This window comes from uncultured Draconibacterium sp. (assembly GCF_913063105.1).
Classification (GTDB): Bacteria; Bacteroidota; Bacteroidia; order Bacteroidales; family Prolixibacteraceae; genus Draconibacterium.
In genome coordinates, this window is record NZ_CAJXYQ010000020.1 from 34,320 (window position 1) to 55,658 (window position 21,339).

General features: G+C 40.7%; 13 protein-coding genes and 2 tRNA genes. 7 read left to right on the forward strand and 8 right to left on the reverse strand.

What is annotated here, in order from left to right:
* The first annotated feature begins 163 nt into the window (after window positions 1-163).
* Window positions 164-784 (forward strand): VTT domain-containing protein, encoded by a 621-nt coding sequence (locus QZ574_RS16545; RefSeq protein ID WP_297091568.1) that lies wholly within the window; start codon window positions 164-166, stop codon window positions 782-784.
* A gap of 114 nt (window positions 785-898) precedes the next feature.
* On the opposite strand, the gene QZ574_RS16550 is transcribed toward QZ574_RS16545, so the two are convergent.
* From QZ574_RS16550 to QZ574_RS16585, 8 genes are all read right to left on the reverse strand, one after another.
* Window positions 899-2,524, reverse strand: coding sequence for a hypothetical protein (locus QZ574_RS16550; RefSeq protein ID WP_297091570.1), 1,626 nt, complete (start codon window positions 2,522-2,524; stop codon window positions 899-901).
* Between the two features lie 118 nt (window positions 2,525-2,642).
* Window positions 2,643-3,629, reverse strand: a complete 987-nt coding sequence (locus QZ574_RS16555; protein ID WP_297091572.1) for a DUF1080 domain-containing protein — start codon at window positions 3,627-3,629, stop codon at window positions 2,643-2,645.
* A 258-nt stretch (window positions 3,630-3,887) separates the two neighbouring features.
* A complete protein-coding gene (locus QZ574_RS16560) occupies window positions 3,888-4,514 on the reverse strand; it encodes a PspC domain-containing protein (protein WP_297091574.1) in 627 nt (208 codons plus the stop codon).
* Between the two features lie 43 nt (window positions 4,515-4,557).
* On the reverse strand, window positions 4,558-4,890 hold the full coding sequence (locus tag QZ574_RS16565) for a PadR family transcriptional regulator (RefSeq protein ID WP_297091576.1): 333 nt from the start codon (window positions 4,888-4,890) through the stop codon (window positions 4,558-4,560).
* A gap of 45 nt (window positions 4,891-4,935) precedes the next feature.
* Window positions 4,936-5,379: a hypothetical protein gene (locus QZ574_RS16570; protein WP_297091578.1), complete on the reverse strand. Its 444-nt coding sequence runs from the start codon at window positions 5,377-5,379 to the stop codon at window positions 4,936-4,938.
* 764 nt (window positions 5,380-6,143) lie between these two features.
* Complete coding sequence (locus QZ574_RS16575; protein ID WP_297091580.1) at window positions 6,144-7,046, reverse strand: serine hydrolase; 903 nt, start codon at window positions 7,044-7,046, stop codon at window positions 6,144-6,146.
* Window positions 7,047-7,629: 583 nt separating this feature from the next.
* Window positions 7,630-7,703 (reverse strand) — tRNA-Asn (locus QZ574_RS16580).
* A gap of 67 nt (window positions 7,704-7,770) precedes the next feature.
* Window positions 7,771-7,844 (reverse strand) — tRNA-Asn (locus QZ574_RS16585).
* A 209-nt stretch (window positions 7,845-8,053) separates the two neighbouring features.
* On the opposite strand from QZ574_RS16585, the gene QZ574_RS16590 reads away from it, so the two are divergent.
* From QZ574_RS16590 to QZ574_RS16615, 6 genes are all read left to right on the forward strand, one after another.
* The gene (locus tag QZ574_RS16590; protein WP_297091582.1) at window positions 8,054-8,536 is read left to right on the forward strand and encodes a superoxide dismutase [Ni]; all 483 of its coding nucleotides are present in this window, start codon (window positions 8,054-8,056) and stop codon (window positions 8,534-8,536) included.
* A gap of 168 nt (window positions 8,537-8,704) precedes the next feature.
* The gene (locus QZ574_RS16595; RefSeq protein ID WP_297091584.1) at window positions 8,705-10,132 is read left to right on the forward strand and encodes a leucyl aminopeptidase family protein; all 1,428 of its coding nucleotides are present in this window, start codon (window positions 8,705-8,707) and stop codon (window positions 10,130-10,132) included.
* A gap of 109 nt (window positions 10,133-10,241) precedes the next feature.
* The gene (gene pdxA, locus QZ574_RS16600; protein WP_297091586.1) at window positions 10,242-11,348 is read left to right on the forward strand and encodes a 4-hydroxythreonine-4-phosphate dehydrogenase PdxA; all 1,107 of its coding nucleotides are present in this window, start codon (window positions 10,242-10,244) and stop codon (window positions 11,346-11,348) included.
* A gap of 10 nt (window positions 11,349-11,358) precedes the next feature.
* On the forward strand, window positions 11,359-11,940 hold the full coding sequence (ruvA, locus tag QZ574_RS16605; RefSeq protein WP_297091588.1) for a Holliday junction branch migration protein RuvA: 582 nt from the start codon (window positions 11,359-11,361) through the stop codon (window positions 11,938-11,940).
* A 73-nt stretch (window positions 11,941-12,013) separates the two neighbouring features.
* Complete coding sequence (sprA, locus tag QZ574_RS16610) at window positions 12,014-19,483, forward strand: cell surface protein SprA (RefSeq protein WP_297091589.1); 7,470 nt, start codon at window positions 12,014-12,016, stop codon at window positions 19,481-19,483.
* A gap of 438 nt (window positions 19,484-19,921) precedes the next feature.
* Window positions 19,922-21,331 carry an anthranilate synthase component I family protein gene (locus QZ574_RS16615; RefSeq protein WP_297091592.1) on the forward strand — a complete coding sequence of 470 codons (1,410 nt, stop codon included), beginning with the start codon at window positions 19,922-19,924 and terminating at the stop codon, window positions 21,329-21,331.
* The last annotated feature ends 8 nt before the right edge of the window (window positions 21,332-21,339 follow it).

The window sequence follows — 21,339 nt, forward strand, 5'->3', positions numbered from 1 at the left end:
GGTAAACGATTTCTTTATTTGGTAAATGTTAATCTTCGGCTGATCTCTTTTTTTCAATATTAAGAGGTTTGTTAAAAAAAGATTTATTAATCCTTATTCTTCAACTTTTCAATGCCATTCTTGTTATTAAAATTTATTTTGGAGCCCTTATTAGAGCAAAACAATGATAAAAAATTTATTCTACATATTTTCTCCCCGGCGCTTATCGGTTTTAAACCGATACTACCGGATTACGCGCTTTTATTCTTTCTTAAAAAGCACCGCTTATAAAGGCATTAGTATTGCCGTTATTTTTGTGGCATTAATAATTGGCCTTGAAATCTTTTTACTCGACTTTAATTCACTGCTCAAGAATTTAGTTTCCAGCTATCCTCCAAAACTAATTTACACGTTCTTCCTGGCTTCCGAATCTATTCTAGGCTTAGTACCGCCTGAAATGTTTATTGCCTGGGCTGCAAAACTTGAATCACCGTGGTTGTCCTTGTTTATTTTAGCATCCTTATCATACCTTGGAGGAATATTTGCGTATGTTGTTGGAAGCACATTATTTATGATACCAACCGTAAAAAATTACATTGAAAATAAAATACAAAAACACATTATTAACCTGCGAAAATGGGGAGGTATTTTTGTTTTTCTGGGTGCAGTATCGCCCATTCCACACTCCCTGGTAAGTCTGGCCTCAGGGCTAATTAAATACAACTTTAAACATTATTTACTCTGGTCCTTATTCAGGTATTTGCGTTTTATTGTTTATGCCCTTGTTATTTTCGGAATATTCTAAGGTATTTTTTGTAAAAAACAAAGTTGCAGGCAAGGCCACAAGCCCATTACCCAAGTGTGATTTGCAAGGCATTCATTTTTTATTAAATCGGATACTTACAATTACTACTCAAAATTATTCTTCCACAAGCCTTACTTCGTTAAACATGTATTCATTATCGCTTAGGCGGAATTTCTTTCCGCTGTGCACATTAACATTTTTAAGCTTAAGCACTTTGGTTTTTACGTAGGGGTAAAGCTCTACATAGGAATCGCTGGTATTTTCAGGATTAAAATTGGCAAATATTGCAGGTCCCTTGTACTCACCAGTGTAGTTTGAATCATCAATCACCAGGTTTTCGATGGTAATTTTTTCGGGCATGTAGCAGGTGTACCCAAAATTGTGTTGCCCCGAGTAAAATCCATTTATCAGATTAACCTTGCCTGACTCTCCAGTGTTGGGAATAAAAATACAGTCGCGGATGATAAATTCGCCTTCCCAGGTACTGCCATAATCTGAGCGTAAATTAATTAGGCTGCGTCCTCTTATGGTAGAATTTTCAACGGTGAAAGTTCCGGTGCCAATGGCATTAATTCCCATGTGTCCGAGTTCGCAATTACGAATGGAGGCGTTAGCAACCCCTTTATGAGCATCAAAGCGCGAAAAAGAACAATTAACGAGCACCAGATTTTTACAGTAATTTGAGCCCATAAGCCCCCAATATGTGCGGTCGTTAATATCGTTGGTTTGGCTACAGTTTATAAACTTTATACTTATCGACCGGCCAAGCGAAATATCGTACGTTCCCATTGATACGGGTTTTCCAGCATTACCAATGGTTTGATAGGTTTTATGCCCGGTAAACAGACAGTTTTTTATGCTTACGTAGGCACACTCGCTGGTGTTGATAAAGCCGCCATACGGAGCACCATATTCTCCTTCGCCGGTAACGTGGTGTTCAAGTCCATCAACAATAACATTCGAACGCCTGATGGCAATATTTCGGCTGTGGTAATTATACTTCGACTCGGCCTGGTTGGCAATGGTTGTAAACTTGCCTCCTGTAATCTGCAGCACTTCCGCATCAATAGGCAAGGCCTTTATTTCAGTTATCCGGTCAAAATCCCAGATAATTGGCGCATCCATGTCGATGTTTCCGTTTTTGTCAACAACAAAAATATCGGTTTGACTGGAGCCATTATTTTGGTTTAAACCATAGCGGATATAATGTTTAACATCGGTATTGGTAACGGTAACCAAACAGGTACCGGGTAAGCTATGGTTAATTTTTTCCTGGTTTCGTTTTAAGGTGGTTATTCCTTCCAGATTAAAAGGCTCTTTACCCGATTCAACCCGAAAAACGGCGCTTGTTCGATCTTCAAGCTTACGGTCATCGATAATAAATTCAGCCGCACCAAAATCGGTATTGGTTTTTATTATTGCGCTACGTGTTGTTCCTCCAATGTAGTAGGTTGCATTATTCTCTGCTTTTACCGGAAGGCCAAGCTCGTTGGCAATTTTATGTGCAGCAGCTATCGCATCAATATCATCTGTTTTTCCATCGCCGGCAGCCCCAAAATCGGTATAAGTAAGAAAACCTTTGTCCTTAAATTGCTGTACATGTTCAGCGGTAACCTGAACTTGCAACTGTCCATTTTTATCGGTTTCAACAGTTATGGATTCCAACGTTTTTTCGGGAGAACACTGTAGACAAATAATCACAAAAAATAAATAGAAGAATGCTGTAAGTCTAATTTTCATCTTAAAGGTTTTAGTTGAAAACAAAGAACACCATAAACGTGCAATTTGCAAAATATCCAATAAAAAAGGTCAATCACTACTGACCGACCTTCTATTCTTTCAATATTTTAAACCGATTTTAGTTAACGGCTGGGGTAATTACAAACTTTCGGAACTCAACAGGACCATGATCGCCCTGAATCATAATTGGTCCTGGCTCGCCTTCTTTGCTATCGAGCGATCCACCGGTAATGCCGGGAATTGGCCGGTTTGAAATAACTTCAACACCATTAAGCACAACCGTTACGTGGCGTCCAACAAGAGTAATCTCGTAGCTTTGCCATTCGTCCGGAGGATTTGCAGCATTTACCGATGGCGCAATAAAACCGTAAATTCCACCAATGCTTACATCATCGACCCGTCCTTTTGAATCTTCAATCTGAAGCTCGTGGCGCCCGCGTAAATAAATACCGCTGTTACTTCCTTCAGGATACCTGAATTCAATACTGAGTTTGAAATCGTTAAACTTTTGATTGGTAATCAGGTTTCCACCTTTCTTGATGTTTTTTAATACACCATCAACCATTTTAAACTTATTATTTTCCGGAATAATCCAGCGGTCCATATTTTCGGTAAGCAAATTTACAGGATTACCCCACACCGGAGGTTCCGTTCGGGTTAACGATGGTGCCCGAACGCCAGTAAACTTCAGCTTATTTCCATCAAGCATTTTATACCCTTCAAGTTTGTCGTCTTTTAAACTAAACTCAAAATAAATATCATCAATATCCATCCACTGCGGAGGAATGGTAAAATGGTATTTGTCTTTATCGACGTCGTATTTTACCTCTGCAATTGGCCTTGCACTCCCCTCGTAACCAACATAATAGCCAACAAGCGTAGAAAAGCCGGAAAGTTTTACTTCCAGCCATCCCGGAAAACCGTCAGAAGCCATTAACCCGTGTCGGAAGATTCCCAGGTTCTCCAGCTGTTCTTTTTCCATGGTAATGGTTAAATCCCATTTACCAATTAATTTTGATTCGCTCTCAACGCGCTGGGCTTGTGAAGCCGTTGCAAGAAACCCTAAATAAATGATAGTTAAATAGATAGTTTTTAATTTGTTCATGGTATTTGTATTTATTAAAAGAACTACAATTATTTTTTTAACACACAAATCTACTCAAAACTAAAGTAACCAAATACCACATTTTCAAAATATTTCGACACCCAAGTGTAGGTTTTTAGCAAAAAAAAGAGGTCGCTTATGACCTCTTAATAAATGTTTATCCAATAACAGCTATGAGTTTTAGGCTAACTTTTAAGCTTTTTACATCTAACTCACAATAAAAACCGATTAAGAATATTGCTAAAAAGTATTTCGCTATTACTTGCTTCTTGTAAAAAACCGGGATTTCCTAATCTTTTTATAACTCTCTCTTACTGCATCAACTTCGTCTTTGAGAAATTTCTCAATGTTTTTAATCGTAACCTCTTCTCCTTTCATTTCCAGCCGTTGTGTTGTTGTTACTGCTTTGGGCACAACTATCCACAGAATTACATAAACCAAAATACCCGCTCCTGACGTAAGAAGTGCAAGTAAAACAACTATTAATCTTATAACAACCGGATCCATATTGAAATAAACCGACAGGCCACCGCAAACTCCTGCTAAAACAGTTTGTTCCGGATCGCGATAAAGTTTTCTTTTTCTTGTTTTCTGTCCTGCCAATGGCTCTTCCTCCCCAGCCTCTTCCGAGAAATTTTCAGGAGTACCCAAGGTTTCGATCAGCTCTTTTACCCACTCAAGAGTAACCGCCTGGTTTTTTCCACTTGTTTTTTCTGTAAAAATTTCTGCAATTCTGGCTTCAATATCAGCAAAAATTTCGCTGCCTTCTTCATCTTTACCAAAGTAGTTTTTCAATACCACCATGTATTTTTGCAGCTCTTCATAAGCGTCTTCTTCTATATGAAATATAGTACCGCTAATATTAATTGTCAATGTCTTTTTCATTTTTATTGAGTTTTAAGTTTTTACGATTTTCTGATTTTAACGATTATGCCCTAATGGTTTTAATTCTTCTCACTGCACTTGCCAATTCTCCCCATGATTCCTCCAGGTCGGTTAAAAAGACCAAGCCTTTTTCTGTCAATTCATAATATTTTCGTGGCGGTCCCTGAGTAGACTCTTCCCAGCGATAGGATAATAATCCGTCATTCTTTAACCGGGTTAGCAATGGATAAATTGTACCCTCAACTACTATCAGGTTAGCATCCCGCAAGCCACCTATAATGTTTACTGCATACACCGGTTCATTCTTGCAAACCAATAAAATACAATACTCCAGTATCCCTTTTCTCATTTGTGCTTTTGTATTCTCTAATTTCATGATTTCTGACTTTTTAATTGTTGTTGTTTTCAATTTTATATGAAACTAACGATTCCACACTTCGCCTGAAGTCATCCAGTCTTCTGCCACGAGCGGTGACTCAGTTTCTACTTTAAACTGAAAAGACCAATGAGCAAATGTTTTATCATCAATCATCCAATCTTCAACTTTCATTGCTTCCTCCTGCTCTAATTGAGAATACTGTGAATAAACATCAAAGTTGGCCATATCTGTCATCCAGTCCTCCACTGTTAATGCATCTTCTGTATCCACATCAAAATTTGCAAGGTAAACATCTGCCTTAGTTGATGATGAATTGAATTCGCCAGAGTTATCGACCATCGCAAACGCGATTTCGTTAAAACTAACAGTTCCCGACAATGATTTTCCCAGATTCTGCGCCTGTACATTTAAACTCAGCTCGACTAAAATTAATGCCAATGCTACTAATCTTGTAGTTGTTTTCTGAACATTGTTTTTTGTTTTCATGACTTATCCTCCTATTGTTTTATTGCTATCAGTAAAATGTTTTGTAACGTTTTCAATTATATGACGCACAATTTTTAAAAGCGTTACACCTTGTATAGTACTTTTTTTAATATGCTTCCTTGTGGTTACTGGTACTTTGTTATACAATATTCTAATTTTAAAGCAACAACACACAAGAAAAACAAGCGTATAATTCTCATATACATTACCTTACACACATTTCTGTCCAAATATTAATGAAAGTAAAAATGTATTTCCAGTAGCAAAAACTGAAGAAAAAATAAAATTGTCTTAACGAGTAAAATCTATAAATTGAATAATTTAATTCTACCAGATTGACCATATAATGCCACATCTAAGTGTTGTCTTTTCAATTTCTACTTCATCAAAATTTTTAACCGAAGCTTTAGCTATGCTTTGCAAATTTTAATTGGTTCAAATTGAAAATACAAGAACATCCGATACGACATTTTACAATTAAATTGGCATTCGTTCTTGATGGAACTTTCCATGAGAATTTGGAGATTCCTTTCACAACTTCAGTAATAAAGAAGACTTCTTTAAATTTGCTGGCTCCTCCCATAATTTAAAGTTGCATGCCAAACTTTAAAGCTTGGTGTGAATTACTACCAAACGCCATTAAAACTGCACCAATCATTACCTGGCATTCAACATTTAAAGTACATAGATCCTTACATCGAAACAGGAACTTCCAGTGCTTAACCCTAGCCAAACCCATTAATACAATCAAATTTGCAGGCTACTTATTTGTTTGGAATGGAGGAGATAAACTTACTAACCATCTTAATGATTGCCTTTTCATGTTTCCACGACTGATCGTTATGCTCCAACCAAAAGGGGTAGGAAGTAGTTACGATAACCATATCAAGCTCTTCAACAAGCACAATAAGTTGTCCACCATGTCCCCACGCAATACTAACATAATAATCGTTTGCCTTGGCAGTCCACCAATGATAACCGTATCCAATATCACGAAAATTGCCAATCCTTTTTACAAAGGCTTCATTTACAGAATAGGTTTGAAGCGAAGCTTTTACCCAGTCTGATGAGATGATCTGTTTCCCCTCCCACATACCATCGTTAAGATATAATAGTCCGAATTTAGCGGCATCGCGGGCACTAAGATGAAGATCGCCACATCCGTTATTGTGGCCTTCCGAATCCTGCCCCCAATCGCCTGGCTCAATTCCTAGCGGAGAGAATAATTTTTCTTCTGCGAAAGCTTTCAAATTCATTCCGCACGACCGATCAACAATTATCCCCAACCAATTTGATGAAAGATTGCTGTAGTGAAACCTGGTTCCGGGATCATCAACCAAAGGAAAATGTTTAAGAAGAGGTGGATAATTACCTGATAAAAGACCATTCCAAAGAGCTTGGTCGTCCTCCTCTCTTGGGTATCCCGACCGCATTTCTAACAAATGTCGCAAGCTTATCTGCTCTTTCCTGACATCGATGATATTTTCGGATATTTCCGGAAAGAAATCCAAAACCTTTTGGTCAACGCCAGAAAGGCAACCTTGCTCCAGAGCAATTCCTACCAAAGCCGAAGTAATACTCTTCGTTACTGACTGAAGTCGATCCTTCTGATCAATGACACCTTCGTTAAAATAATCTTCAGCTACTAAATATCCGTTCTTAATCACAAGCAAACTATAAAGGGTGTTTAACTCAGTCGCATTAACATACATTTTCGCCACAAGATTAGAATCCAGCCCTTGTTCGACAGGTGTTGATACCGGCCAGTCAGCTCTGTCCAATGGCTTATAGTCGATTGAATTTATATCAGCTGATGAAGAACTACACGCTACTAAAGTGGTTAGAATAAAAAATGCAGAAGTGATCTCGATGAAGAATAAGTAAACAATCTTTGAAGTCTTCATAATGAGTCTTTTATTATGATTTCCGTTAAACGAATAAAAAGCAAGCATTTAACTTTAGGCTGCCAAACATACAATTCAAATACAATTGCAGCAGAACAACAAATTTAAGGCATACTACATAAAAAATCAAAAATCTTCAATTAATAAAACAGGCTCAGCTGTAATGCCTTTAAATTAATCTATCAGCATTGCGAATGCCTTCTACAATAAATATTTGAGCTAAAAGCTATCTGAATGAGTATGTTGTGTTTCCATCATTCTGCTGCTTCGGGGATTAGACAGGCTGCATAAAACAAAAAAGAGCTGAAAATCAGGTCTCTGCAACCTTAACTTTCAACTCTTAATGCTCCCCAGGTTGGACTTGAACCAACGACCTACGGATTAACAGTCCGCCGCTCTAACCAACTGAGCTACTGGGGAAAATAATTCCCGTAAATAAAGATAAAAAATAAAGCGCTACATGATTGTTCACATAACGCCTCTTGGGCTCCCCAGGTTGGACTTGAACCAACGACCTACGGATTAACAGTCCGCCGCTCTAACCAACTGAGCTACTGGGGAAGGTTTTTTTATTCCCTTCTTTTATTTTTAGAGAACGTTGCTTTTGAAAAGCGATGCAAAAGTAACAGCTTTTCGTGAAACTCAAAACATTTTTCAAAAAAAATATAAGCTTCATCAATCAATTATCCCTACTACATCTCAAAACCAATTCAATTTAATATTGTTATACTCTTAATTACTCAACAGAATTACATTTAAATTCATACAAAATGAAAAAAATTACAAAACTTTTATCAGCATCCCTTGTACTTGGCTTCCTTATTGTCTCAAGCTTTCAGGCAAAAGCCCATTGCGAAATCCCATGTGGAATTTACGGCGACTCTGTTCGCATAGCTTTGTTATACGAACACATTGAAACAATTGAAAAGTCGATGAACCAGATTAACGAACTTTCAAAAGCAGAAAACCCGGATTACAACCAGCTGGTGCGATGGGTTATGAACAAAGAAGAACACGCAAAAAAAATGCAAGACATTGTTAGTCAATATTTTCTTCACCAACGAGTTAAGCCAACCCTGGCAAGCGACGACGAAGCCTATCGGAAGTACACCAAACAACTTGAATTACTGCACCATATACTGGTGTTTGCCATGAAGAGCAAACAAAGTACCGATGTGGCTATTACCGAAACACTGCGCGAAAAAGTACATCTGTTCGAACATGCCTACTTTGGCGACAACCACAAGCATTAGAACTTAAAGTATTACCGGAAAGGGCCTTACTACAAGGTCCTTTTTTTATGCTGTTTTTTGCTTCAAAAAACCACGACCAACCGCAATTAACAGGCAACTGTCAACTGTTTCATTTATTCGGGCAATGTAAAACGTTTTTAATCGTTATTTTAGCTTAAAATATTATTTATGATCCCAAAAATTTCAATCATAGCAGCAGCAGCTGAAAACATTTCGTCAGCCTGCATAACTGCAACGGTAAATAATGCAGAGGCCCTTGCCCTATCGGAACCAGAGAAGGCTTTTCTGGAGCAAAAATTTGAAAAAGAAGATATCTGCAGTATCAACAGGTATCCGCATTTTATCTTTTTTGGAAAAATTAAAAGCGAAAAACTACCGTATCAAAAATCAGAAATGGCAAGGGTAGCAGGCAATACCCTTTTCGACACGTTGAAAAATACCGGAGAAAAGACGGTTCAGCTTTTTAATTTCAGCGAACCTAATTTACTCCTTCCTTTTTTAGAAGGCCTCCTGTTGGCTTCGTATCGTTTTGATAAATATAAGAAAGAGAAAGATGATTTTTTAATTCATGAAATAAGAATTTGCGACACACAGATTACCGAAAAACAAATTACCGAGCTTGCAAACACCACAAAGGCCGTTTTTGTTGCACGTAGTCTGGTAAACGAACCTCTGTCGTATTTAACCGCACCAAAATTCTCCGAAGAAATTGAAAAACTGAGCAGCGAAGCAAGTTTTACGCTTGAAGTATTTAACAAGAAAAAGATTGAAGCCCTAAAAATGGGGGGTTTGCTTGCGGTTAACAAAGGTAGTATCGACCCGCCAACGTTTAACATTCTTGAGTGGAAACCAGAAAATACAACAAGCAGCCAAACCATCGTTCTGGTTGGAAAAGGCATTGTTTACGACACCGGCGGTTTAAGCCTGAAACCCACACCTAATTCGATGGATTATATGAAAGCAGACATGGGTGGAGCTGCAGCAGTGGTGTCGGCTATTTATGCCGCTGCGTTAAACAAACTACCAATTCATATTGTAGGATTGGTGCCGGCAACCGACAATCGACCCGATGGCAACGCTTACGTGCCCGGAGACATTATTACTATGTTTGACGGAACTACCGTTGAAATTAAAAATACAGATGCAGAAGGCCGGCTCATTCTTGCGGATGCATTGAGTTACGCAAAAAAATACAACCCGCAGCTGGTAATTGATTGCGCAACATTAACCGGAGCGGCCGATATAGTTGCCGGACCCCACGCAGCCGTTGTTATGGGAAATTCGGAACAACACCTTAGCGCATTAAAAGAAGCGGGACTAAAAACTTTCGAGCGCCTTATCGAGGTGCCCCTTTGGGAAGAATATGCTGCTCCGTTAAAATCGCCAATTGCCGATTTAAACAACCTTGGCACCCGCGAAGGACAATCTACAATAGCCGGGAAATTTTTGGAACACTTTACCAGCTACAACTGGATACATGTGGACATGGCCGGTACAGCATTCCGAAAAGAAAAAGATGCCTATCGCCCTTCGGGTGGAACAGGTTATGGCACCAGACTTTTATACAATTACCTTAAAACGCTCACTATCCAGTAATTTTAAACAAACAACTACATCGGTGTAGAAACAAGAGCATGCTTGTTTCAATTAAATAAATTAACTTTGCAGCGCTTAAAAAAGAGCAAATTATTTGAAACAAAATACAATGGCAAAACAAGATACAATACGAATAGGAATAACTCACGGCGACATTAACGGCATTGGATACGAAGTAATTTTAAAAACACTTTCTGATCCGCGTATTTTTGAAATGTGTACACCTGTTGTTTATGGCTCGCCTAAAGTTGCAGCCTATCATCGTAAGGCGTTAGATATTAACGACGTTAGCTTTAACCATGTTAGAAACACCAAAGAGTTATTGCACAAAAAAGCAAACATTATAAATTGTGTTGATGAAAATATCCGTGTAGAATTGGGAAAATCAACACCTGAAGCAGGAACTTCGTCGTTTAATGCACTCGACCGGGCTACAAGCGACCTTCAGAAAGGATATATCGATGCATTGATTACTGCCCCGATAAACAAAGACAATATTCAAAGCGAAGAGTTCAATTTTCCGGGACATACTGAATTCCTGGCACAAAGTTTCGACACCAGGGACTATGCCATGTTAATGGTTAGCGAAACCATGAAAATTGGAGTGGTTACAACACACATACCAATATCCAGGGTGGCTGAAAGCTTAAACAAGGAAACGATACTTTCTAAAATCAGAATAATTTCGAAATCACTTCAACAGGATTTTGCCATTACCAAACCCCGCATTGCCGTTTTTGGTTTAAACCCACATGCCGGCGATAACGGACTTATTGGTAAAGAAGACAAGGAAATTATTCTTCCGGCAATTATTCAGGCAAAAAAAGAAGGCATTATGGCATTGGGACCATACCCTGCTGATGGTTTTTTTGGTTCAGAGGACTACCGGAAATTTGATGCAATACTGGCCATGTACCACGATCAGGGATTAATTCCGTTTAAACTGGCCTCGTTTGAGCGCGGTGTTAACTACACGGCAGGATTACCGGTAATACGTACATCGCCCGCACATGGAACAGCATATTCAATCGCCGGAGAAGGCAAAGCATCGCCCGAATCGTTCCGCCAGGCTTTGTACCTTGCCATCGACATTCATAAAAACCGTAGCATTTACCAGGAAATAAGTAAAAACCCATTACGAAAATACGACATCAATCCAAACCAGGTTGATGAGAGTGTTGACATTGAAGCTTCAGAGGAAGAAGAGACTTTATAAGCCCCTTGTTATGTACGAATTTATAAAAGGTAATATTGTTGAAATAAGTGCTGCAAATGTGGTGATTGAAGCCGGAGGAGTTGGCTATTTTGTAAATATTTCGCTCAACTCTTACAGCGTGCTCAATGGTAAAAAAGACGCAAAATTATTTCTGCACCAGATTGTGCGCGAAGATGCACACACCTTATATGGTTTTGCCAACACCAGCGAGCGCGAGCTTTTCCGTAACCTGATATCGGTAAACGGGGTAGGCGCCAGCACTGCAATTATGATGCTTTCGTCGCTTAGCCCCGATGAATTAAGAGCAGCTGTAACCACTGAAAATGTGGCAGTTTTAAAGGCCGTAAAAGGAATTGGTGCAAAAACAGCTCAGCGTATTATTATCGACTTAAAAGATAAACTCGGAAAAATACCCGAATCAGGTCAAATTTTATCCGTAGCAGACAATACTATCCGAAATGAATCGTTATCAGCATTAGTTATGCTTGGCTTTGTTAAGAAAGATGCTGAAAAGATAGTATCGAAGATACTTCAGGAGCAACCTGAAGCCACAGTGGAGAGCGTGATAAAACAAGCATTAAAAAGGTTGTAAAATGAAAAAATAAAGGAAAGAGTAAGGAAGTATTCTTTCTTTAAAAACCTTTTGAAGAAGTAATTTAAGAGCAATGACACTAAGCCGAAGTTTACCAAAAATATTCTTCAATTTTATTCTATTTTTCACCCTGGCGTTTCCTTTTACAGGAATAGCGCAGGAAGTGCCCGAAATAGATACCACCGGGCCGCTGCCCTACCCGTTTCAAGATCAGCCGGCTTTTGGTTACACCATGCAGGATTCGTCGAAATTATACCTGAACAAACCCAGTAATATTCAATACGAAATTGAATACGACCCCGTGTTGGGCCAATATGTTTTTTACGAAAAAGTGGGTTCGTTAAACTATCGCTTGCCACAAAGTATGTCGCTCGACGATTATATGGAATACGATTTTGACAAATCAATTCGCGACTACTGGCGATCGCGTACCCAACAGGAATCGATAGATGCGCGCGGTGGCCTCTTACCAAAACTTACCATTGGCAGCGAGGCATTTAACCGTATTTTTGGTGGAAACACCATAAACATTCAACCACAAGGCTATGTTGAAGTTAGCTTTGGCTACCAGGTAAACAAAACCGACAACCCATCAATACCGGAGCGCTTACGAAAAGTACCTACCTTCGATTTTGATGAAAAAATACAAATGAATGTTACCGGCCAAATCGGTACAAAAATGAACATGCGGGTAAACTACAATACCGAGGCAACTTTTGATTACGAAAACAAAATGAACCTGGAGTATACCGGCGATGAAGATGAAATTTTAAAACGTATTGAAGCCGGAAACGTTTCGCTTCCGCTGAATGGTTCCTTAATAACCGGTGCATCAAACCTGTTTGGCGTAAAGGCCGAAATGCAGTTTGGAAAGCTTACGCTAACAACACTTTTCTCTCAACACCGTGGCGAATCAAAAACGGTAGAAACCGAAGGCGGAGCACAGGTAGCCACTTTTGATATTTCGGCAGCCAATTACGATGCTAACCGCCACTTCTTTCTCTCGCAATATTTTCGCGACCATTACAACGAATGGCTTAAAAGCACCGCCGTTCCACGTTCTCCCATCACCATTAACAAGGTTGAGGTTTGGGTTACCAACAAATCCAATGATTTTGATGATTCAAGAAATATTCTTGCTTTTCAGGATTTAGCCGAGCACGACCCACACATTTACAACAATATCCCTGAATTTCAGGCAACTCCCGGGCTGCCATACCCTGCCAATCAGTTTCCGACTAACGGCGCCAACGGCTTGTACGAGCAAATGAGTACCACCTACAGCGCGGTTCGTCAGGTAGAAAATATAACCAGCGTAATGGCGCAGTTTGGAACCGACTTTGTTGGCGGAACAGATTTTGAAAAAATTGAGCAAGCCCGAAAACTTAACGAATCAGAATACACTGTAAACAAACAACTCGGTTATATCTCGCTAAACAGCTCGTTAAACACCGACGAAGTATTGGCGATAGCCTACAATTTTACCTACAACGACCAAACGTATCAAGTAGGTGAATTCTCGACAGATGGTATTGATGCCCCGAAAACCCTGTTTATGAAAATGCTGAAAGGAACCAACCTTTCGCCGGGCCGCCCCACCTGGGACCTGATGATGAAAAACATTTATAACCTGAATGCCTATCAGTTAACCAGCGACGATTTTGAACTTAATGTTGTGTACCAAAACGACTCTACCGGTACCTACATCAACTATTTACCCGATTCGCGTATTGAAGGTCATATCCTGCTTGAGGTTATGCGGCTCGACATGCTAAACTCTCAGCTCGATCCAACTAAAGACGGGGTGTTCGATTATGTTGAAGGCATTACCGTAAATTCAAACTCTGGGCGCATAATATTCCCGGTTGTAGAGCCATTTGGCAGCCACCTAGCAGACTCTATTCAGGATCCGAATTATATCGAAAAATTTGTATTTCAATCCTTATACGACTCTACACAAGTTAAAGCCGAACAAGATGCCGAGCACAACAAATTCAGGTTAACAGGTAGTTACAAAGGCTCCTCCAGTTCCGATATTGCATTGGGGGCACTAAACCTTACACAAGGTTCGGTAACGGTAACCGCTGGCGGACAAGTGCTTACCGAAAACGTTGATTACACCGTAGATTATACGTTGGGGCGTGTAAAAATTATCAACCAGGCCCTGCTCGAAGCCGGAACTCCTATACAGGTTTCTACTGAAAGCGAAGACCTGTTTACCATGCAGCGAAAAACCCTGATGGGTACCCACGCCAACTATGCATTTTCAGATAATTTTAACATTGGTGCCACCATGTTGTGGATGAACGAACGCCCTTTAACAGAAAAAGTGGATTACGGTCAGGACCCTATTTCGAACCTCATGTACGGATTGGATGCCCGCTACAATACCGAAGCACCATTTATTACCAAAGCCCTTGATGCACTGCCATTTTACAGTACAACAGCAGCCTCGGCAATTGATGTTGAAGCCGAGTTTGCCCAGTTGGTGCCGGGAAGCTCAAAAGCCATTGATGGTGCGGTATATGTTGACGACTTTGAATCCACAAAAACGGCCATCGATATGCGTACGCGCTCATCGTGGATGCTGGCAAGTACACCACAATTCCAAAACGATTTATTTCCTGAGGCCAACTTAAACAATTCGCTGGATTACGGCGTAAACCGTGCAAAACTGGCCTGGTATAATATCGATCCTTTATTCCTGAGAAATAATTCGCTCACTCCTGATCATATTAAGAACGACCGGGACATGCAATCGAACCACTTTGTGCGCGAGGTATTTGAGCAGGAAATATTCCCCGAGCGGGAGTTTACAACCGGCGAACCAACAAATATTGCGGTGCTCGACCTCGCCTTCTACCCATCAGAGCGTGGACCGTATAACTTCGATGCCGGAAACTCAAGTTACTCTGCCGGTGTAAATTCCGATGGTAGCCTACGCGCACCTGAAACGCGCTGGGGAGGAATTATGCGCGAAATTCAGACCAGCGACTTTGAAAATGCCAACATCGAATACATCGAATTTTGGATGATGGACCCCTTTGTTAACGACACCATGGGCGAACACCAGGGTGGTGATCTTTACTTTAACCTGGGGGAAGTATCGGAGGATGTGTTGAAAGATTCGCGAAAAGCGTTTGAAAACGGGTTGCCAACCAGTGCTGAATTAACCAACATTGATACCACCATTTGGGGTCGGGTTTCTACACAGCAATCATTGGTTAATGCTTTTGACAATACTACCGATTCGCGCCAGTATCAGGATATTGGTTTTGACGGTATTAACGATGAAGATGAACGTTCACATTTCCAAAAATACCTGGACGAGTTGCGACTAAAAGTAAGCGACGATGTTTACCAGGAAGCTTTAAACGACCCGGCTACGGATAACTTCCATTACTACCGCGGATCGGATTACGATGAGCAGGAACTGGACATTTTAGAACGTTACAAAAAATACAATGGCCCCGATGGCAACTCACCAACATCGGAAATGTCGCCGGAAAGCTACCCTACTTCGGCAACTACACTACCTGATATTGAGGATATAAACGACGATAATACACTAAACGAATACGAACGTTATTACCAGTACAGGGTAAGCTTGCGCAAAGAAGACATGGAACTGGGCAATAACTTTATTTCAGATATTAAACGTAGTCGTGTTGAACTTAAAAATGGCGAAATTGGAGAAGTAGACTGGTACCAGTTTAAAATACCGGTGAACACTCCCGAGTCGGTAATCGGTAACATCAGCGATTTTAACTCCATTCGGTTTATGCGTATGTTTATGCACGGATTTGCCGATCCAACCGTACTGCGCTTTGCCACACTTGACCTGGTGCGTGCCGACTGGCGGCGTTACACCGGAGATATACTGGAAGATGAAGCCATACCTTCTACCAATGCCGAGTTCGACATTTCGGCGGTTAGTATCGAAGAGAATTCAAGCCGCGAACCGGTAAACTATATTTTACCACCCGATGTTTCACGTGTTATCGACCCGGCAAATCCGCAGTTACGCCAGTTAAACGAGCAATCAATAGAATTAAAAGTAACAGAGCTGGAACAAGGCGATGCCCGTGCTGCCTACAAATCGCTTTACATGGACTTCAGAAGATACTCTACTTTGAAAATGGAAGTACATGCTGAAGAAATTGAAGAATACCCATTGGATGATGATGAACTCTATTTCTTCATCCGCATGGGATCGGATTACAACTACAACTATTATGAATACGAGGTTCCGTTAACCTTAACTCCTGCCGGAAATTACAACGGCGATATTGAGAGCGACCGTTACATTGTTTGGCCCGATGCTAACCGCATTAATATTCCACTTGAATTATTTACCGACCTGAAACTGGAACGCAACGATGCCATGCGCATTGAAGGTTCGGGTATTTCATTACTGGATATTTACGAAGGTTCGCACGATGGTTGGAACGACGGTAAAAACCGGGTGAAGGTTAAAGGTAGCCCCAACCTGGGTAACGTTGAAGTATTTATGATGGGGGTGCGAAACAAACGCGGACAGGTAAACACCGGACCAAAATCGGTGATTGTTTGGGCCAACGAGCTGCGCCTGACTGATTTTGACGACGAAGGTGGCTGGGCAGCCAATGCAAGGGTGTCAACCCGCCTTGCCGACCTTGGTAGCGTTGTGGTTGCCGGACGAAAACGTACTGCCGGTTTTGGAAGCATCGACGAAAACATTAACAGTCGCTCGATGGACGACCTCAATGAAATTGATGTGGCTGCATCAATCGACTGGGGACGCTTCTTCCCTGAAAAAGCAGGTGTTCGTATACCCATGTACTATGGTTACTCCAACAGCACCGCTACACCAAAATACGATCCGCTGAACCCTGATATTGAGTTGAAAGAGTCTTTGGATCATGCGCAAAGCAAAACTGAAAAAGATTCAATAAAACAAATGTCGCAGGATGTGGTGGAACGCAAAAGCATCAACTTTACCAATGTAAAAGTTGAGCCTCAACGACAAAAAGAAAAAACACATTTGTGGGACCCTGAGAACTTTGCGGTTACCTACTCCTACAACGAAACATCAAAACGAAATATTACCACCGAATACAATGTGGATAAAACGCATCGATTGATGTTCTCGTACAACTACAGCAACCGGCCAAAATTAATTCAACCACTTAGTCAGGTTAAGTTTTTACAAAAGGGACCACTAAAATTAATCGGTGATTTTAACTTCTATCCGCTGCCAACCCAAATTTCATATCGAACTGATTTATTCAGGAGATACCACGAAAAACAGTCGCGAAACATTACCAATCCGAACTTAATTTTACCGGCTACCTACGACAAAGATTTCCTTTGGAACCGGTATCTTGATATCCGTTACGATGTAACCCGCTCCTTAAAATTTGATTTTTCATCGCGCGGAACCTCACGAATTGATGAACCCGAAGGCCGTATAAATAAAAACGACGATGATTACGAGTGGAAGCGCGACTCCATTCTTACTAATTTATGGAACCTGGGACGCCCAACCGTATACAACCACAGTTTTAACGCTACCTACCAGGTGCCTCTAAGAAGCATAAAAGCGCTTAACTTCATGAGTGGAACAGTTAGATACTCGGGCTCCTACGAGTGGGCTGCAGGGTCGTTAACCGATGACGATATTAATGTTGGTAATATTATTACCAACTCACGCAACCTTACCTTAACCGGTAATGCCAATTTCCAGACGTTGTTTAACAAAGTACCCTATTTTAAAGAGGTAAACCAAAAATTCAGGCGAACAGGACGGGGAAGAAACAGCATGAACCGATCAGCAACCAGAGGGCGTTCTAATCAACAACCGGAGCCGCTGCAAAAGAAACAGGAAGAAACTTTTACCAGCAGTATGAAATTGACAGCCGACCAGGGCCAGAAAATTGCGCACAAATTAAATACCAAAAAGGTAAAGGTGCTGGTTACCGATGTAGATGGAAAAGTTGTTCCGGGAAAAACAAATATTGTAGATGCCAACACCATTGAGTTTATTCCTACCACTGATGTGCGCCAGGCCATGTTAACCGTTACAGGAAAACGTGGCGATCAACCATTTTTAAAAGACGTGCTTGACATAACCACACGAATGGTGATTGGCGTCCGTACTTTTTCGGTTACCTACAGCAAAAACGGAGGCTCGGTATTACCGGGGTTCCTGCCCGAGCCAACCTTATTTGGTACAGGCAAATTTAGTGGCGATCCGGATTGGGGCACACCAACTGCCAGCACCAAACTGGCACCAGGGTTACCATTCCTTTTTGGCTGGCAAGATCGAGACTTTGCTGTAAAAGCCGCTCAAAACGGTTGGTTAACAATCGACTCTCCCCTTACCCAGCCATACCAGATTATGGAGAATGAGCGCATTAATTTACGCGCCCTGTGGGAACCGCTCCCCGACCTCCGAATTGATATTACTGCTAACCGCTCGATATCGAAAAATATTACTGAGTTTTATAATTACGATTATGGCAGTGGTACTTTCGTGCCTAACAGCTATTCTGAAAGCGGAAACTTTAGCATGTCGACATTTACCCTGGGAACGGCCTTTTTTGCCATTGGCAAAGAAGAAGTAAGCAGCTCTGATGCTTTTGAAAACATGAAAGATTTTCGCCGTGTTATTGCCAACAGGCTGGCACAACAACGTGGAACCAGTGGTGGATACAATCCCAACACCCCCCACCCTAACTACCCGGGATATCCCGATGGTTACGGACCAAACTCGGTTGAGGTTCTTGTTCCGGCATTCCTCGCAGCCTACCAAAATAAGGACCCGGAGAACGTTTCTTTGGGCATGTTCCCCTCGTTAAAATATATGCGCCCCAACTGGAGCATACGTTACGAAGGAATGGTTTCACGTATTCCGGGATTAAACCAAATTATGCGTTCGTTGAATTTCCAGCATACTTATCGCTCGAGCTACAATATTGGTTCGTACGCCACCAACCTCAACTTTATTGCAGCAGAAGATGGCTATACCATGGTTCGCGACCTGGCTGACAACTTTGTTCCGGCCTACGATTTTAACTCGGTAAGTATTGTTGAAGCATTCAATCCGCTTATTAATATTGATATTATGTGGTTAAGCGATTTAACTACCCGCGGTGAAATAAAACGATCGCGCAACCTAAACCTATCCTTGTCAAACAATCAGCTTACCGAGATTTTAAGCAGCGAGTATATTTTGGGTGTAGGCTATCGGTTTACACACATGGATTTGATAATAAAAACCAAAAACTCGCAACAGGCCTATTCGAACGATTTGAATGTCCGTGCCGATATTTCGTACCGTAAAACAAAAACCATATTACGCCAGCTTGATGAAGCCAACGACCAGATTACAGCCGGACAAGGTAACTTTACCATTAAAACATATGCCGATTACCGATTGAGTGATAAATTTGAAATGCGCGTGTATTACGACCGAATTATTAACGATCCGTTTACATCGTTATCGTATCGTACTACCAATGCCAACTTCGGAGTAAGCTTCAGGTTTACCTTATCCAATTAATTGTTAAACCAAGTTTATTTGCGAATCAGATTTTTAAGCTTATGACAACATTATTTTGATTTTTCAAAAAAAACGTTTTTCTTGCAGAAGATTAAATTTAAAAAATGCAAAAAATAAATACAATATGGCTTCCGTGGTGGGGTCTTCTTACGTAAGTTAGGAGTTAAAGAGCCATATTGCTATTTTTAAAAATATGACTGACCTGCTTCTAACAAAAGCAGGTTTTTTTATGACAGATAAATAATTATGAGAACAAACAATAACATTTGGTGGTGGCGTAGCAACTTTTTACAAATATCGTGAAGAGAGGATACGTCATTGTACAAATTAAGAACGGCTCATCGAAATTCACGATGAGCCGTTTTTAGTTTAAACGCCTTATATACAGGAATTTTACAATTGAAATACAACAAAAAAGAACAAAACAAAAAATACAAAATGGAAAAACTAAATTTTAAACCGGTTGTAAGAAAAATACTTGCCGACACGGTAACGCCCGTAAGTGTGTACTTACGCTTGCGAACACTTTATCCAAAATCGATTTTGCTCGAAAGCTCTGACTACCACGGCGTTGAAAATGCCTACTCGTTTATCGCTTTTAAACCTATTGCCGATTTTAAGGTAAACAATGGCGAAGTTAGCATAGACCTGCCGGGAAGAGAAAAGCAAAATTTTTCGCTATCGCCCGACCGGATTTTACACGATGAGCTTGACGCTTTTTTCAAACTATTTAATGTTGATTCAGAAGAAATTGAATTGCCGGCCAATGGTTTATTTGGCTACCTGAACTTCGATGCTATTCAGCATTTCGAAAGTATTCGTTTTTCGGCCGACAAAAAAGAAGAATACCAAACGCCCGAAGTGAGTTACAGTTTCTATAAATATGTGGTAGCTATCGATCACCACAAAAACCAGATTCACATTGTTGAAAATCTGCTGGAAGGCGAAGAATCGCAGATGGATTACATTCACCACTTACTGGTAAACCTTAATTTTGCAACATCAGCCTTTGAAACCCGGGGCAACGAATCGTCGAACATTACCGACGAAGAGTATATGCACATGGTAACAAAAGGAAAAGAACATTGCTACCGAGGAGATGTATTCCAGATTGTGCTAAGCCGCCAGTTTTCGCAAGAATTTGTTGGCGACGATTTTAACGTTTACCGGGCTTTACGCTCAATAAATCCTTCGCCTTACCTGTTCTATTTCGACTACGGATCGTATTCAATTTTTGGTTCGAGCCCCGAGGCCGAAATCCGGATAAAAGACAATAAGGCCTACATACACCCCATTGCCGGTACCTTTAAAAGAACGGGGAACGATGAACGCGACCGCGAACTGGCTGAAGAGCTGAGTAAAGACCCAAAAGAAAATGCCGAGCACGTGATGTTGGTAGATTTGGCCCGTAACGACCTTAGCCGAAATGCAGGCAATGTTATCGTTGAAACCTATCGCGAGGTGCAGTTCTTTTCGCATGTTATTCATTTGGTTTCACAGGTTTCGGGCGAGATAAGCAACGACACCAACCTGATAAAGGTTTTAGGCGAAACTTTCCCGGCAGGAACATTATCGGGCGCGCCAAAATATAAAGCCATGGAACTTATCGACCATTATGAAAATCAGAACCGGGGATATTACGGCGGCTGCATTGGCTACCTCGGTTTTGATAATTCGGTAAATCATGCCATTATGATTCGTTCGTTTTTAAGTAAAAACAATAAATTGTTTTACCAGGCAGGTGCCGGTGTTGTAGCCGATTCGAAAGAAGAAAGCGAGCTGCAGGAGGTAAATAACAAACTGGCTGCATTAAAAAAGGCAATCTTAATGGCAAAAGAAATCAACTAAAAACACAA

Excerpts from the sequence above, each read along its gene's own strand:
- QZ574_RS16545 (WP_297091568.1), top strand. The coding sequence starts at position 164 with ATGATAAAAAATTTATTCTACATATTTTCTCCCCGGCGCTTATCGGTT.
- QZ574_RS16590 (WP_297091582.1), top strand. The coding sequence starts at position 8,054 with ATGAAAAAAATTACAAAACTTTTATCAGCATCCCTTGTACTTGGCTTC.
- pdxA (WP_297091586.1), top strand. The coding sequence starts at position 10,242 with ATGGCAAAACAAGATACAATACGAATAGGAATAACTCACGGCGACATT.
- ruvA (WP_297091588.1), top strand. The coding sequence starts at position 11,359 with ATGTACGAATTTATAAAAGGTAATATTGTTGAAATAAGTGCTGCAAAT.
- sprA (WP_297091589.1), top strand. The coding sequence starts at position 12,014 with ATGACACTAAGCCGAAGTTTACCAAAAATATTCTTCAATTTTATTCTA.
- QZ574_RS16565 (WP_297091576.1), bottom strand. The coding sequence starts at position 4,890 with ATGAAATTAGAGAATACAAAAGCACAAATGAGAAAAGGGATACTGGAG.
- QZ574_RS16595 (WP_297091584.1), top strand. The coding sequence starts at position 8,705 with ATGATCCCAAAAATTTCAATCATAGCAGCAGCAGCTGAAAACATTTCG.
- QZ574_RS16615 (WP_297091592.1), top strand. The coding sequence starts at position 19,922 with ATGGAAAAACTAAATTTTAAACCGGTTGTAAGAAAAATACTTGCCGAC.
- QZ574_RS16560 (WP_297091574.1), bottom strand. The coding sequence starts at position 4,514 with ATGAAAAAGACATTGACAATTAATATTAGCGGTACTATATTTCATATA.
- QZ574_RS16570 (WP_297091578.1), bottom strand. The coding sequence starts at position 5,379 with ATGAAAACAAAAAACAATGTTCAGAAAACAACTACAAGATTAGTAGCA.
- QZ574_RS16555 (WP_297091572.1), bottom strand. The coding sequence starts at position 3,629 with ATGAACAAATTAAAAACTATCTATTTAACTATCATTTATTTAGGGTTT.
- QZ574_RS16550 (WP_297091570.1), bottom strand. The coding sequence starts at position 2,524 with ATGAAAATTAGACTTACAGCATTCTTCTATTTATTTTTTGTGATTATT.